Source organism: Yersinia sp. 1652 StPb PI, from assembly GCF_041538345.1.
GTDB classification, from domain to species: domain Bacteria; phylum Pseudomonadota; class Gammaproteobacteria; order Enterobacterales; family Enterobacteriaceae; genus Yersinia; species Yersinia enterocolitica_E.
Genome location: NZ_JAULSM010000001.1, coordinates 1,539,371 through 1,555,872 on the forward strand (window position 1 = coordinate 1,539,371; position 16,502 = coordinate 1,555,872).

A 16,502-nucleotide genomic window follows, 5' to 3' on the forward strand; every position below is an offset into this window, starting at 1 on the left:
CCAAACCCCAAACCCCAAACCCCAAATCCCAAATCCCAAATCCCAAATCCCAAATCCCTTTCACCGCTGCGGAGCAAGGGGCGCTACATCTGGCTTTGTAGAGACTGATCCTTTTCTCCTGTGTGCTTTTCATTCCTCGTATCAACTTCCGGTTAATCGTTTCCCAACACAACCCGTCCCGCAAGGGTAAATGGCACGCATTCTGCGCCCTTGCGTGCCGGAACGATGCCGGGAAAGCGAACCGTCAGGCGATACGAAGACGAAAATCACACCACTGACGGAGAAAAAACCATGACTATTTCCCTGCATACCCAGACTAGCGCCCCTAACACCGCAGCGGCGACCAGCGTATCCCCGCTGGACCCGTCAGGCTCCTCAAAAACGAAATTTTCCAGATCCAAAACCGATATTTATCAGACCGTCACTGACAGCATTATTTCTGCTCTTGAAGCAGGCGCTAAGCCGTGGTCCTGTCCGTGGCAGCGCGTACCGGGTATGTCAGGATTACCTTCAAATTACTCAACTGGAGCTGCTTACAGTGGAATGAATATCATGCTGTTGTGGTGCAGTGCCTCAAAACAAGGATTCAGTGATTCGCGCTGGATGACCTACAAACAGGCAAAAGCGGAAGGCGGGCAGGTACGCAAGGGAGAACACGGTACTACCGCCATTTTCTATACCATGCTGGAAAGGGAAAATGACGACGGAGAAACTGACTATATCCCGATGCTGAAGACGTTCACCGTGTTTAATGTTGAGCAAATTGATGGTTTGCCTCTCAGTGATGAAGCAGTTTTCCCGGCAGAGACCTTTGAGCCGCTACCGCAGGCGGAAGCGCTTTTCCGTAACAGTGGTGCAACCATCATTGAGAAGGGACAGAACGCCTTTTTCGTACCGTTAACCGACGAAATTCGGCTACCTGAACGTTGTCTTTTTACCGATGCCGCCAATTTCTACGCCACTGGCCTACATGAGCTGGTTCACTGGAGCGGGGCAAAAAGTCGGCTGAACCGTGAAATGAAAGGGAAGTTTGGTAGTGAGGGTTATGCGTTTGAGGAGTTGATCGCCGAACTGGGAAGCGCGTTCCTGATGGCGGATCTGGGGATTGTCGGAGAGGTTCAGCATGAAAGCTATATCGCTTCCTGGCTGAAAGCACTGAAGAACGACAAACGCTATATTTTCAAGGCCGCCAGCGCGGCATCCAAAGCGCATCGTTATTTGATGGATAAAATCTGAGCAGGAAGAAGTCGCAAAGGAATGCTTTTTTTCATCAAGTGCAGGTTTAAACAGAAACGCTGTAGGTACATGAGTGAGGCGGAGCACAGCCAAAGCGAGCACCGAACAGTCATATTCCTGCAGTGGAATTAAGACAGCCCTAAGGAGGGATTGATGTCTCATATCGCCTGACAGTTTTCTCATACAGCACACAACCAAGTATTACAGTCAGCTATGAGCGAGGAGCAGACGTTATACGAGTGCACGCCGGATTAAGGTACCTTGGCTGAGATCGTAACCGTGATGTCTTAATTCCTCAATGAGGCCGAGGCTAAAGACGGGTTCTTCAGCTGCGAGATGCAGAATGTGCAAACGGCCGTAAAGTTCTTTGTCTGCCACGTCAGGAACCTCACAGTGCCACACTTAACAACCCCCCCGCGACACCACTACTCACTACGACCAACCACGGCGGCAGCTTGAGACAATAACTGATTTACATCTCAGCCCATCCTCTGGTGTTACATATAAAGTGAAACCTTATGCGTAAAGGTGAGGCTACTATTGGATTGGAGCCGGTTATGGATTTTATGTTGATGGAACAACTGATCCTTCTCCGCGTACCCTAAATAAAGGAGAAACTTTTGCTGTTGGTGGTCGAGTTGGTGTGCGATTTGGTCCTTGTCTTCCATCCTTATTTACAATGTAAAAAATAACTTATTAGATTTTGGGGTTGGAATTATAGGTGTGTGATTATCCCTGCTGCTTTGCCAGAGAATACGGGCTTAAGTCCTTTTTTAAGATTGTTATAAGTTAGAGCGATATTATTCCCCTGACTTATAACTGTAATTGAAATCTCATTTAATGAGATATTTATCACGATCACTTCCCGTTTGTACGATATTTTCTACGGTATTTATAATTTAATTATTGGGTGTTTTTTATATTGTAGAAATGCATTGAAAATAACTTTTTCGCGGGCATAATGCGCTGAATTATTTTATTCAGCCGTTTATCTGCCCCAGCCGGGCAAATAAGGATATTCCCTGTGCTGCGTTCCTACTATTTAAAATTAATAGCTGGCGTATTATCGCCAGTATTGATTATTCCGTTATCCAGTTATGGTGCGGAATTCCCCCCCGTTGAGCAAAGTATTCATCAGCAGGAACGGCAACGGGCATTGGAAGAGCGTCTGGCCCCCTCTACACCGGATGTGCGCTTATCGGCACCGGCAGCCACTTTGGACCGGATTGTCTTTCCGGTTGAAAAGCCCTGCTTTGCCATTGATCGTATAAAAATCAGTGGCGCAGAGCCTTTACCCCGCTGGTTGCCACTGCAACGCATCGCCAATCAGGCGCAAGGCCAGTGTTTGGGGGGCCAGGGCATTAATCTGCTGATGAGCCAGATGCAAAACCGCCTGATCGACCACGGCTATGTCACCACTCGTGTTCTGGCCCCGCAGCAGGATTTGAACAGCGGCACACTGGCGTTACACGTGGTGCCCGGCACAATACGCCATGTTGAGCTGACGCAGGGCAGTGACCGCCATGTCACGCTGTTCAGTGCTTTCCCTGCCCGCCCCGGTAACTTGTTGAATTTACGTGATATCGAACAAGGACTGGAGAACCTGCAGCGCGTCCCCACCGTGCAAGCCAGTATGGAATTGATCCCGGGTGATGCCCCCGGCGAGACCGATATCGCCCTGAACTGGCAGCAGCGCAAAATGTGGCGGCTGGCAGCCTCACTGGATGACTCCGGCACCCGCAGCACCGGCCGTTATCAAGGGGGCGCAACCCTGTTTCTGGATAACCCTTTATCCCTGAGTGACCTGTTTTATGTCTCGGCTGGCGGTTCAATAAAAAATCGCGGCGAGAAAGGCACCAATAACCTGACCGGCCATTACTCGCTGCCGTTCGGTTACTGGACCGCAGGTATTACCGCCAGCAGCTATGACTATCATCAGACGGTGGCGGGCCTGAATGGCGATTACAGCTATCGGGGTGAAAGTGAGAATGTAACACTGCAACTCAGCCGTCTGCTGCACCGCAACGCCAACCAGAAAACCAGTTTTACCTACGATGTGCTGACCCGCTCGTCGAAAAACTACATTAATGATACCGAAGTGGAAGTGCAGCGCCGCCGCACCTCTGCCTGGCGTATTGGGCTGGAACATCGCCACTTTATTTCGCAGGCCACACTGGATGCCGGTATCAGCTATCAGCGCGGTACCCGCTGGTTTGGTGCGATGCCCGCGCAGGAAGAGTATGTCGGGGAAGCCACCGCCCTAAGTAAAATTCTGCGCTTGAATGCGCAACTGGATATTCCTTTTGCCGTCTTGACGCAAAAATTCCACTACAACCTGCAATACCAGCGGCAAAGCACTAATACGCTGCTGACGCCACAGGATCAATTCTCCATCGGCGGCCGCTGGTCAGTGCGCGGGTTTGATGGCGAACGCACGCTGAATGCGGACCGTGGCTGGACAGTGCGCAATGATCTCGGCTGGTACACCCCGCTACCGGGGCATGAGCTGTATGTCGGTGTTGACTATGGCGAGGTCGGGGGACGCAGCGCCTCTTATCTGCTGGGCCAGCATTTGGCGGGCGGTGCCATCGGTATGCGCGGCAATATTCTGAATACCCGTTATGACCTGTTTGCTGGCAAGCCGCTGTCTAAACCTGATGGATTCAAAACCGACTCGGTGACGGTGGGCTTTAACCTGAACTGGCAATACTGATGCGCCCGATTAACGCTTTACTCTGGGATGAGTTATGAATAACAACCTGTACCGTATCGTTTTCAACAAAGCGCGTGGCTTATTAATGGTGGTGGCTGATATCGCCGCCTCCGGTCGGGCCGCCTCGTCGCCGTCGTCAGGTGTTGGGCATACGCAAAACCGCCGTATCAGTGCCTTATCGTCGCTGAGTTTTAGTCTGTTACTGGCCTTGGGCTGCGTCTCGTTATCCGCGCAAGCCACTATTGTCGCCGATGCCAGTGCGCCGGGTAACCAACAGCCGACCCTTATCAGCAGCGCCAACGGTACGCCACAGGTCAATATCCAGACACCCAGTAGCGGTGGGGTTTCGCGTAACGTTTACAGCCAGTTTGATGTCGATAATCGTGGCGTGATCCTCAATAACGGCCAGGGTGTTAATCAGACTCAACTTGGCGGATTTGTCAGCGGCAACCCGTCGCTGGCACGCGGTGAAGCCAGTATTATTCTCAATGAAGTCAACAGCCGCGACCCCAGCAGACTCAACGGTTATATCGAGGTCGCTGGCCGCAAAGCGCAGGTGGTTATCGCCAACCCATCAGGCATTACCTGTGATGGCTGCGGCTTTATTAATGCCAACCGCGCCACGCTGACCACCGGTCAGGCACAGCTCAATAACGGCCAACTCACTGGCTACGATGTGGATCGGGGTGAGATTGTTATTCAGGGCAAAGGTCTGGACAGCAGCCGTCAGGACCATACCGACCTGATTGCCCGTTCGGTTAAAGTCAATGCCGGCATCTGGGCCAATGATCTAAAAGTCACCGCCGGACGCAATCAGGTTGACGCCGCGCACCAAAATATTACCACCAAAGCCGACGATGGCAGCGCTCGCCCTACCGTGGCGGTGGATGTCGCCAATTTGGGTGGCATGTACGCCGGTAAAATTCGCCTGATCGGGACTGAAAGCGGTGTCGGGGTGCGCAATGCCGGTGAAATAGGGGCGTCAGCCGGCGATATCACTATCACGGCGGATGGCATGCTGGTAAACAACGGCCAGATCAACAGTGCTCAACATCTGGCGGTGAATACCGCCGCCGGTATAGCGAACGCAGGTGTGCTCTATGCGCAGGGCAATACCCAGCTCACCACCGCAGGCAAGTTGAATAACACCGGCACTGTCGCGGCGGCAGGTGATACCTCGCTGCGCGCGGCAGAAGTCAATAGTAGCCGCAACTCGGTACTGGGTGCCGGTGTCAAGTCCGACAACAGCGCGATCACCAGTGGCACCTTGCGCGTTGATGCCAGCGGGATGTTAACCGCCCAAGGCAAAAATATTAGCGGGACGGCGCAAGTGCTTAACGCGCACAGTATCGATCTGAGTGGCAGCCAAACACAGAGCCGTGACCTGACACTCACCGCACAAGGTGGCGCTATCGATCTCACCGGCGCTGAACTGTTAGCCAGTGGCAACCTGTCTGCGTCGACCGCCGCGCTGTTACGTACCGACAGCGCCAGACTGATTGCGGAGAGGGTCACGCTGAACGCCCAATCGCTCTCCAATATTGGCGGCGTGATAGCACAAACGGGGACCACAGATTTCAATCTGAATCTGCCGGGTAATATTGATAACCGTGATGGCAAGATCCTCTCTGGTGGCAAACTCGCGTTGCAAGTCGAAACGCTGAACAGCAATGCTAACAGCTTGCTCGGTGCCGGAGTGCAGAGCGATGGCAAGCTGGCTCAGAGTGGAGAACTGAATGTCGCCACGCGGCAAGCATTGATTGCTCAGGGGCAGAACGTCGCAGCACAAGACATGACGCTAACCGGCAGCCGTGTCGACCTTACCGGTAGCCAAACTCAGGCTGGCAATATCACTATAACGGCCCGCGACGGCGATATTTCTACGCAAGACGCGACGGTACTCACCCCCGGAACCCTTGCGATCACCGCCGCAGCAAACCCGAAACAAACCCTGAATAACAGTGGCGGTAAATTGCATGCTGATAATATTCAGCTCAATCTCGCCAAATTGGATAGCAGCAAAGGGGAAATTGCAGCAGCGACCGACCTGTGGATACGCCTGCAAAGTGATTTCACTCATCAGGCTGGCGCACGTTTAACGGCGGGGCGTGATCTGGTCTTTAGCACCAGTGGCGCACTGACTAATCAGTATAAACTGGAAGCCGGGCGGGATATGCAGCTCACGGCGCTCAGTATCAGCAACACTAATGCTGATAACAGCAGCGCACTACTGGCAGGTCGGGATTTGTCATTTAACACCGATAGCCTGTTTAACAGCGGAACTCTGTATGCCACCGGTGTCGGGCAATTTACGGTTAACGGCAATGCCGAAAATCGGGGCGAGATCTACACCGACCAGCAATTGACTTTAGCCTCTGCGGGCAATCTGGCTAACCGCGGTGTGATACAAACGCGCGGTGATATGCGGTTATCGACGCAGGGCGACCTCAATAACAGTGGCACCCTGTACAGTGGCGGTGACCAGATGCAGGTGTTAACCACCGGTAATCTAACCAATCAGAGCAAGCTGTACGCCGCCAATGGCAACGTCCACCTGCGGGCAGAAGGTTATCTGGATAACAGCGGCAGCCTGTATAGCGCAGGCAATAGCGAACTCATTACGCACGGCGACGCGGTTAACAGCGGCTCGATTTATACTCAGGGCGCACTACAGTGGCAGGCTGATGGGCGCGTAGGCAACAGTGGTTCAATCGCCGCATTTGGCGATCTCCAACTGCGCGCTAATGACTTATTTAGCACCCATCAATCCCTGATAGGGGCGGGATTGCAATCTGACGGCAACCGCGCCAGCAGCGGTGATTTGACGGTCAGCACAGAGCACACCTTGATAGCGCAAGGGCAAAACATGGCCGCCGGTGCATTGGCGCTATCGGGGAGCCAACTTGATCTCACTGGCAGCCAGACTCAGGCCAACGCCATCAACTTTGTGGCTAAATCTGGCGATATCACCTTAACGGAGGCCGTGGTAAAAGCGGCCACGCAACTGTCGGCCAACACCACCGCCCTGCTGCGTACCGATAAGGCCAACCTGATGGCGGAGAGGGTCACACTTAGCGCCCAATCGCTCTCCAATCTCGGCGGTGTCATCGCACAAACCGGCATCACTGATTTCAATCTCAATCTGGCCGGTTATCTGGATAACCGCGCGGGCACCCTGCTATCCAAAGGTAACGTGACGGTGCAGGCACAGCGCCTTGATAGCAACAGCACCAGCCTGTTGGGTGCTGGGATACAGAATGATGGCCGCCTGACTGATGCGGGCAACCTGGCGGTAACCACCCGTCAGGATTTGATCGCACAAGGTCAAACCCTCGCGGCGGGAGCCATGACGTTAACCGGCAGTCGGGTGAATCTTGCCGACAGCCACACGCAAGCCCGCGAGATGAATATTATCGCCAACAGTGGTGATGTCAGCACACAACGCGCCAACATTATCTCCCTTGGCTCGCTGACCATTACTGCGGGCGCAAATGCAGCTCAAACACTCAATAACCAGGGCGGCGCACTGGCGGCGAATAATATCTCGTTGAATCTTGGTCAGTTTGATGGCGGCGCAGGTAAAGTCAGTGCCAGTCAGGATCTGACCCTTGGTTTACTGAGTGATTTCAATAATCTGGCAGGTTCCACCCTCCAGGCTGGACGAGATTTAACCTTTACCACTCAGGGTGCCTTAACCAATGGTGGGCAGTTGTTGGCAGGTCGAAAACTCAGTACCGACTCCACCACCTTATTCAACAGTGGCAGCATTATTGCGGCTGAAGCCACACTTAAAGCGCGAGATCGCATCACCAACTCCGGCCCTAACGCCCTGATCGGCGCCACCGATGAAAACGGCACCCTGGCCTTGCTGGCACCGGTGATTGAAAACAGTGATACCGTCACCCATACCGACAGCGCCCCGACCACCACCCTTTTAGGGATGGGCAAGGTCATTCTGGCGGGCGGGCAAGATAATAGCGGAAATTACCAGACGGCGGCTCAGATCCTCAACATTTCTGGTTTGATTGAATCAGGCAAAGATCTGCTGGTTTACGCCAGCAAGCTGACCAATAGCCGTCATATCTTAACCGCCAATAGCAATTTCGTGGCAGCGGGTACAGTGAGTGGGACGGCCTACTGGACAACAGCAAACCCCGATATCCCCGGCGGGCGCTATGCTGAGCCACCTCATGGCGGCTCGATGAACAGCGATTATATTGGTACAAACTATACCTCGACTACCGCCAAAAACGGCATCGATAAGATAAGCCCTGAAGCACAACTGTTAGCGGGCGGTAACTTAGCGCCTCATGTCGGCACACTGGAAAACTTCTGGAGTAAAGTGAGTGCGCAAGGCGAGATTGATCTTTCGGGTGTCACCCTGAACCAGGATGGTTGGGGGAATGCACAACGGCTGATCGAAAGAACCACCTCCAGCGGTGAGTGGCGCTACCGCACCTACAAAGGCAATTTGTGGGGTACCGGTTGGGGGCCGGAGGTCAAAGAACACACCACCCACCAATACGCCTCCAGTCTTACGGCGAAAACCATTAGTGGCAGTGGGACGACGATTAACAATGGGGCAAACTCCGGCGCAATCTCTCTACCGAGTGATCGTGACAATATCGGTAAGAATATTGCTGTTGAGTTTAACGGTATTTCGCTGACACTTCCCAGCGGTGGGTTGTATCAACTCAGTACAGACAAAGGTCACTACGCGCCAGCCCCGGAAGGTGACCTCTCGCTTGGCAGTATCAATAACCCGTCTGCCAACCTGGATCGCATCGGCCTCACCGCCCCTGATCGTGCGGTAAGTGGCGGCTATCTGATAGAAACCAACCCGGCTTTTGCCAATCTGAATCACTGGAAAGGGTCGGATTACTATCTCCAGCAGTTAAATAGCGATCCTGCTTTCATCCATAAACGGCTGGGGGATAATGCCTATGAGCAGCGTCTGGTGCGCGATCAGGTGCTGGCCTTAACTGGCCAAACGGTCGCCAGTGATTACCGCAGCGCTCAAGAGCAGTTCGAGCAGCTCTTTGCGGCGGGACTCGAATACAGTAAGGCATTTAATATTGCTCTTGGTAGCCACCTCAGTGCGGAACAGATGGCGGCATTGACCCGCAATATCGTGTTGATGGAAAGCCGCGAAGTCGCCGGGCAAACCGTGCTGGTACCGGTGGTGTATCTGGCGGGGGTGAAACCAGGCGACTTGCGTGCCAACGGAGCATTGATTGCCGCGAATAATATCGAACTCACCGATATGCAGGGTTTCACCAATCAGGGGGCGATTAAAGCCAGCAATGATCTGCACATTGACATGGCAAAAGATATCACCCTGACCAGCAATGGCGGCTTACTTCAGGCCGGTGGCAACATGCTGCTCAGTACGCTCAACAGCGATATTGACCTGACCGGCGCGCGGTTAAATGCCACTAACCTGCAACTCGATAGCGGGCGCGATGTGATCCTGCGCACCAGCAGTGAGCAACTCAGTAGCAGCAATGGCGCTGTGCTGCGCAATCAAACCCTACTGGGGCCGCTGGCGAGCATTAATGTCAGTAATAACGCCGCTATCAATACCGGTCGTGATTTTATCCTGCAAGGCGCTGGCCTGACGGTTGGCAAGGATCTTCAGGTCAATACCGGCGGCGACTGGATCCTCAATACCGTGCAAAGCAGCGACCAGATAAGTGCGAATTATGGTTATGGCAGTTCGGCCAGTGAGCATATCCGCCATCTGGGCAGCGAGGTGAATGTTGGCGGTGCGCTGACCGCTAAAGTAGACAACCTGACTGCGGTGGGGGCTAACATTAACGCCGGCACGGTGGATGTGCAGGCACAAAACATTAACCTGAGTGCGGCGACCGACAGCCTGCACGTCAGCGGTGAATCCTCGAGCAAGCGCCATACCAGTTCAGTGGATCTCTACGATGAAACGCTGCTCGGCAGCCAGTTGAACGCCAAAAGCGATATCAATTTACAGGCAGCAAAAGACATCACCCTCAGTGCCAGCACGGTACAAACCGACGGTGCGCTGAAGCTGGCGGCGGGCGGCGATGTCACGCTCACCACCCAGACCGAACAGCATGATCAACAGCGCAATCATACCGGTAAGAGTAAAGGGCTGGCATCGACGACGACCACTCGTACCGAAGACAGTATTAGCCAGACACTGGCGGTCGGCTCCATGCTGTCAGCAGGTTCTATCGATGTCAGCGGCAACAATATCGCGGTCACCGGCAGCAATGTGGTGGCCGATAACGATATTAACCTGCGGGCTAAAGAGAACATCACCGTCGGCACAGCACAACAGAGCGAGAGCGAATCTCATCGGTATGAGCAGAAAAAATCCGGCCTGATGACCACTGGCGGCATTGGTGTCACGGTGGGTAGCAACAGCCAAAAAACCACCGACAAAACGCAGACTCTGAGCAACGTGGGTAGCACGATTGGCAGTCTGGGCGGCAATGTCACTCTTGATGCGGGAAATCAGTTAACTATTCATGGCAGCGAAGTGATCGCCAATAAAGACATCAGCCTGCAAGGGTCAGATGTCGCGATAACTGCGGCGGAAAACAACCTGTCTCAACAGCATACCACCGAGAGCAAACAGAGTGGCATCACCCTCGCCCTGTCAGGTGCGGTAGGCAGTGCCATCAACAGCGCCGTCACTACTGCCCAGGATGCCAAAAAAGAGACCAATGGCCGTCTCCAGGCATTGCAGACCACCAAAGCAGTCCTTCAGGGCGTTCAGGCAGCACAAGGCGCGGTGTTGGCCAATGAAACCGGCGACCCCAATGCGGTAGGGGTAAGCATTTCACTGGGCAGCCAAAAAAGTAAATCAGAAAGTCACCTTGAGCAGACTACCGCCAGCGGCAGTAACATGGCGGCCGGGAATAATCTGTCCATCACCGCCACCGGGAACCACGGGGCCGGGGATATTCGCGTACAGGGCAGCGAATTGCAGGCAGGGAAAAACCTCAGTCTGGATGCCAAAAATGATATTGCGCTGAACAGCGCTGAAAACAGTGAAAGCCTGCGTGGCAGCAATAAAAGTTCGGGCGGCAATATCGGGGTGGGCATCGGCGCAGGGAAAGGCGCCGGTATTAGTATCTTTGCGGGCGTGAACGCCAGTAAAGGCAAAGAACAGGGCGACAGCCTGACCCATACTGAAAGCCAGTTGAAAGCGGGCAATACGGTAAGTATCAGCAGTGGCCGTGATACCACGCTGCAAGGCGCGCAGGTCAGCGGTGAAACGGTGAAAGTGGATGCTGGCCGCAATTTAACCCTGCAAAGTGAGCAAGACCGCAACAACTACGACAGCAAACAGAGCAGCGTGAGTGCCAGTGGCAGCTTCACCTTTGGCACCATGACCGGCAGCGGGAGTGTCAGTGCCAGTAAGTCTAAAATTGACTCAGACTACACATCAGTACAGGAACAGACCGGGTTCTTTGCTGGCAAAGGGGGTTTTGATATCACCGTCGGCGACCACACTCAGCTCAACGGTGCGGTGATTGGCTCGACGGCCACTGCCGATAAAAACACACTGGATACTGGCACGCTCGGCTTCTCGGATCTCGATAATCAGGCCAGTTTTAACACCTCGACCAGTAGCATGGGCCTGAGCAGTGGCGGCTTTACCGGCAGCAAGGACTTTATCAGCAATATGGGCGGGGGCATCCCCATCACGGGCGGTAATAATGGTGATGCCAGTTCCACTACCTATGCGGCAGTATCCGATGGCACTATCACGGTGCGTGACACGGATAAACAACAACAAAATGTCACTGACCTGAGCCGTGATGCTGAACACGCTAACAATGCACTTTCGCCTATCTTTGATAAAGAGAAAGAGCAAAACCGCCTGCGTGAAATCAATTTGATCGGGGAGATAGGCAATCAGGTTGGCGATATTGCGCGCACGCAGGGTAAGATAGCAGAAGAAAAAGCGCTGAAAGATCCGCAAGCGATTCAGGCAGCAAAAGAAGCGTTGGCGGCGAACGGCAATCTGACGCCAACGGAAAAACAGCTGACCGAACAGATACGCAATACCGCGATGGCGACCTACGGCACCGGCAGTGATTTACAACGGGCTATTCAGGCCGCGACTGCGGTCACGCAGGGGCTGACCGGCGGTAATCTTGGTCAGGCGTTGGCAGGCGGCAGTGCACCGTATCTGGCGCACGAAATCAGCAAATATCTGCCCGCCGATCAGAACCAGAGTGCGAATCTGATGGCCCATGCGGTGTTGGGTGCGGTGGTCGGGCACTTTAACGGCAATGCGACAGTCGGTGCCGTATCGGCCTTTACGGCAGAGGCCGCCGCCCCCGCAATTATCAAGGCGATGGGCTGGGATAAAGACCATCTCACCGAACAGCAGAAACAAACTGTCAGCGCGTTGGGTACACTGGCAGCAGGGTTGGCGGGTGGGTTGGTAGGTGACAGCAGTAATAGCGCAGTGGCTGGTGCACAGGCTGGGAAAAATGCGGTTGAGAATAATACATTATCCTCTAAAGATGAGAAGCTGCGTCAGGATGCGAAGTGGTCACTGCCTTATCTGGAAGGTGATAAGAAGGTACAGGCTGAAAAACTGGTCACTGACCTTGACGCGAAAGATAAAGCATTCGATGCAGCCATAGACGCAGCATGTAAGCATCTGTCATCAGCTCAGTGCAGGGGAATGCGGCAAGAACTGGCCGCGATGGGCAAAAGCTATGATGAACAAATGGATGGCCAGTACATCGGCACCATGGCAAGTGTTTACAAAGAGGGTGCGGATAAAGTCGATGGTCTGATGTGGCAATATGCAACAGCAGACGCTCAAGCTCAGAAAGCCAAAGACATCCAAACTATAGCGAGTAACTGGGGCGTCAGTATCGAGACAGCCTCCGCACTGTATACAGGAATGGCAATAACGCATACCACTGCGGCGATTGGTGGTGCAGTGTATGGGATGAAGACTGAAGTTCCTGTGACAAAAGGTGTGATTCCAACTGGCTCAATAGCTGATGTGAAATCTATAAGTGCAACTGAGGCCAATGCTCCGTTTGTAGCAAAAGGTTGGGGAGCTCCTTATGATTCGGCAACCCAAGTACGAACATTTACTACAGCATCAGATCTTACTTTTGTGCGTGTTTCAACGGTTGATAACCCCGTAGGTGGTTTCTTAGTCCGTGCAGATGAAATTGCAGGTATGACTTCAATCCAGATCCAAAAATATTTAGCCTTACCTAAAATTCCGACGCAAATAGCTGATGTTCTTGTACCAGCAGGAACGAAAATGCAAGTCGGTAAAGTTGCAGCTCAACCTCAGTTCGATGCACCTAATGCGGGTGGGGTTCAGTATCAACTTTTGCAACAGATCCCAACTAGCAGTTTTGGGATACCGAAATCCTTAAAGTAAGAGAGAAATCATGACTAATAATGTGCTAACTGAATACTATTTTTCTGATGGAAATAAAATAATTCTCCTTGATAGGCTAGGAATGGAGAACCTATACGGAAAAATTGAATGTGCGCGAAATATTTATTTATTAGATATGTATGGAGCGACTATTTGGCAAGTGAGTAGTGACTTTGATTGTGAGGGTAATCCTTTCACAAGTCTGACATTATGTGATGATGGTGGAATAATTGCGTATAGATGGGATGGAGGAAATTATACCATTAATGACAAAACTGGGATTGCTACACCAGTTATTTTGATGAAATAGGTTAGGTGTAGTGACCTATGTTTATAAATACTGAGTTGGATACCAGCACACTGGGCGGCGTGGTCCTGTCGGGGCTGGGCAATGATGGGCACGCGGAAGGCACCACCGGATGACACTATCACCATCAGGGACACGGATAAACAACAACAAAATGTCGCTGACCTGAGCCGTGATGCTGAACACGCTAACAATGCACTTTCGCCTATCTTTGATAAAGAGAAAGAGCAGAATCGCCTGCGTGAAATCAATTTGATCGGGGAGATAGGCAATCAGGTTGGCGATATTGCGCGCACGCAGGGTAAGATAGCGGAAGAAAAAGCGCTGAAAGATCCGCAAGCGATTCAGGCAGCAAAAGAAGCGTTGGCGGCGAACGGCAATCTGACGCCAACACAAGAACAGCTTACCAACCAGATACGTAATACAGCGTCAGCCAGTTACGGCACCGGCAGTGATTTACAACGGGCTATTCAGGCCGCGACTGCGGTCACGCAGGGGCTGACCGGCGGTAATCTTGGTCAGGCGTTGGCAGGCGGCAGCGCACCGTATCTGGCGCACGAAATCAGCAAATATCTGCCCGCCGATCAGAACCAGAGTGCGAATCTGATGGCCCATGCGGTGTTGGGTGCGGTGGTCGGGCACTTTAACGGCAATGCGACAGTCGGTGCCGTATCGGCCTTTACGGCAGAGGCCGCCGCCCCCGCAATTATCAAGGCGATGGGCTGGGATAAAGACCATCTCACCGAACAGCAGAAACAAACTGTCAGCGCGTTGGGTACACTGGCAGCAGGGTTGGCGGGTGGGTTGGTAGGTGACAGCAGTAATAGCGCAGTGGCTGGTGCACAGGCTGGGAAAAATGCGGTTGAGAATAATACATTATCCTCTAAAGATGAGAAGCTGCGTCAGGATGCGAAGTGGTCACTGCCTTATCTGGAAGGTGATAAGAAGGTACAGGCTGAAAAACTGGTCACTGACCTTGACGCGAAAGATAAAGCATTCGATGCAGCCATAGACGCAGCATGTAAGCATCTGTCATCAGCTCAGTGCAGGGGAATGCGGCAAGAACTGGCCGCGATGGGCAAAAGCTATGATTAACAAATGGATGGTCAGTACATCGGCACCATGGCCAGCGTTTACAAAGAGGGAGCCGATAAAGTTGATGGCCTGCTGTGGCAGTATGCGACAGCAGATGCTCAGGCCCAGAAAGCTAAAGATATCCATACCATAGCGAAGAACTGGGGCGTCAGTGTAGAGACGGCTTCGGCACTGTATACTGGCATAGCGATAACGCACACCACGGCGGCGATTGGTGGTGCAGTGTATGGGATGAAGGGGTTAGATGTTCCTGCGACAAATAAACCAAGTACGTTGGTACAAGAAACGGTGACAGCAAAAGGGGCGACGGCAGGCTCGGGTTCTGTATTCCCTTTATCTGTTTCAGAAGGGTGATGGCCTGATGGGAGAGGGGCACAATATGCGGTGTGCGCATTTTCGCGCCACGCCCGGAATAGCGGACATCGGGGATAGCTTCGCGGGTGGCGGGAATGGTCCAGATTCGGTTTCTGAAATCGATCTCAGACCAACGGGCAAAACGCAGCTCACTGGAACGGATAAACAGGTGCAGAGTGAGCGATACTGCCAACCGGGTTAATTCTCGTCCTTGCTGGTAGCCGTCAATGCGTGTCAACAGTTCCGGTAGTTGCTCCAGTGGAAGGGCAGGGTAGTGGCGTTTAACGGGAGGGGCGATGATACCGTCCAGATTTGCCGCTGGATTGTTTTCTATCAGTTCCTGATGCACGGCATGACGCATGATATTACACATATGTTGTCGAGTACGTGCCGCCACTTCCAGCAGGCCTTTTTTCTCGATGCCTTTCAGCAGGTCGATAAAGTGATGGGTTTTCAGTTCAGTGACAGGAAAGTGTCCAATTATCGGGAAGATATGGTTGTTCATGCTGGCAAGCAGACGGGCGGCATGATTCTCTGACCATTTCCGGTTACTTTCATGCCAACTCAGTGCCACGTACTTGAAGGTTTTTTCTGGTGCGGAAATAGCTCTTTCAGCTGAGCGCTATTGCGCCGGGTTGATATTCTGCGCCGGCAATTTACGGATACCGTCACGCTGCTGACGGGCATCGGCCAGAGATACATCAGGGTAGGCACCTAAGCCAAGGCGAGATTCTTTTTTGTTGATACGATATTTAAGATACCAGAGACGTGAACCGCTTGGATTGACTAAAAGGTGTAGACCGTGGGAATCGGAAACTTTGAAAGGTTTTTCAGAAGGCTTGAGACTGCGGATTTTAGTGTCGTTCACAGACATAGGGTGGTCACTCCATAATCGAACTGAAATGACCCCAAATCAGACCACCAATCTTGCCCGATGCGGAGGGGGAAATGAAAATGCAGCGGGAAGACTTTTCACACTAACTCGTTGAATCTAAATCTTATAAAGATTCGCAAAGAGGCATGAAAACAAAAATTTGGCTCCTCTGACTGGACTCGAACCAGTGACATACGGATTAACAGTCCGCCGTTCTACCGACTGAACTACAGAGGAATCGTGTGAACGAGGCGAATAATAGCGAGGGTGGTGACGTTTGTCAAAGTAGAAAAACACTAAAAATGTGCGTTTGCTGAGAGAATGAGCTTATTGGCTTGTTTTTCAGCAAACTTGTTTATTTTCTCGTGAGTTATCCCGCCAAATGAGGTTATTTTTAATAAGGCTGAGAGGCGCGTTTGTATTGGGGAAGGTGATTGGCTCGGTAGTGACCGAAAAGCGCCCATTACACGCCGAGGTTATGTATTTAAACCCGCTAATCAGTAGGAAAGACACTTTT

4 protein-coding genes, 1 tRNA gene and 4 pseudogenes are annotated in these 16,502 nt (G+C 52.6%); 6 read left to right on the top strand and 3 right to left on the bottom strand.

Annotation, left to right across the window (positions count from 1 at the left end; genetic code table 11):
- Window positions 1–291: 291 nt before the first annotated feature.
- Window positions 292–1,236, top strand: a complete 945-nt coding sequence (locus tag Q2T71_RS06970; protein WP_372558548.1) for an ArdC family protein — start codon at window positions 292–294, stop codon at window positions 1,234–1,236.
- A 252-nt stretch (window positions 1,237–1,488) separates the two neighbouring features.
- Here the strand turns inward: Q2T71_RS06970 and Q2T71_RS06975 are convergent.
- Window positions 1,489–1,614 (bottom strand): annotated as a pseudogene (locus Q2T71_RS06975) (PadR family transcriptional regulator); the annotation flags it as partial.
- A gap of 646 nt (window positions 1,615–2,260) precedes the next feature.
- Here Q2T71_RS06975 and Q2T71_RS06980 point away from each other — a divergent pair.
- The 5 genes and pseudogenes from Q2T71_RS06980 to Q2T71_RS07000 all read left to right on the top strand — a co-directional run.
- Entirely contained in the window at window positions 2,261–3,949 is a 1,689-nt protein-coding gene (locus Q2T71_RS06980) for a ShlB/FhaC/HecB family hemolysin secretion/activation protein (RefSeq protein WP_372558549.1), read from the top strand.
- A gap of 34 nt (window positions 3,950–3,983) precedes the next feature.
- On the top strand, window positions 3,984–13,355 hold the full coding sequence (locus Q2T71_RS06985; protein ID WP_372558550.1) for a hemagglutinin repeat-containing protein: 9,372 nt from the start codon (window positions 3,984–3,986) through the stop codon (window positions 13,353–13,355).
- 10 nt (window positions 13,356–13,365) lie between these two features.
- Window positions 13,366–13,665 carry a hypothetical protein gene (locus Q2T71_RS06990; RefSeq protein ID WP_372558551.1) on the top strand — a complete coding sequence of 100 codons (300 nt, stop codon included), beginning with the start codon at window positions 13,366–13,368 and terminating at the stop codon, window positions 13,663–13,665.
- A 44-nt stretch (window positions 13,666–13,709) separates the two neighbouring features.
- Window positions 13,710–14,553, top strand: a pseudogene (locus Q2T71_RS06995) (VENN motif pre-toxin domain-containing protein); the annotation flags it as partial.
- Between the two features lie 57 nt (window positions 14,554–14,610).
- A pseudogene (locus Q2T71_RS07000) lies at window positions 14,611–14,757 on the top strand (DUF6862 domain-containing protein); the annotation flags it as partial.
- Between the two features lie 325 nt (window positions 14,758–15,082).
- On the opposite strand, the pseudogene Q2T71_RS07005 reads toward Q2T71_RS07000, so the two are convergent.
- A pseudogene (locus Q2T71_RS07005) lies at window positions 15,083–15,985 on the bottom strand (tyrosine-type recombinase/integrase); the annotation flags it as partial.
- Window positions 15,986–16,146: 161 nt separating this feature from the next.
- Window positions 16,147–16,222: transfer RNA gene (locus tag Q2T71_RS07010), tRNA-Asn, on the bottom strand.
- Window positions 16,223–16,502 lie beyond the last annotated feature (280 nt).

Bases quoted from the DNA above. Each gene is read 5' to 3' on its own strand.
- Q2T71_RS06970 (WP_372558548.1), top strand. From the start codon at position 292: ATGACTATTTCCCTGCATACCCAGACTAGCGCCCCTAACACCGCAGCG.
- Q2T71_RS06985 (WP_372558550.1), top strand. From the start codon at position 3,984: ATGAATAACAACCTGTACCGTATCGTTTTCAACAAAGCGCGTGGCTTA.
- Q2T71_RS06990 (WP_372558551.1), top strand. From the start codon at position 13,366: ATGACTAATAATGTGCTAACTGAATACTATTTTTCTGATGGAAATAAA.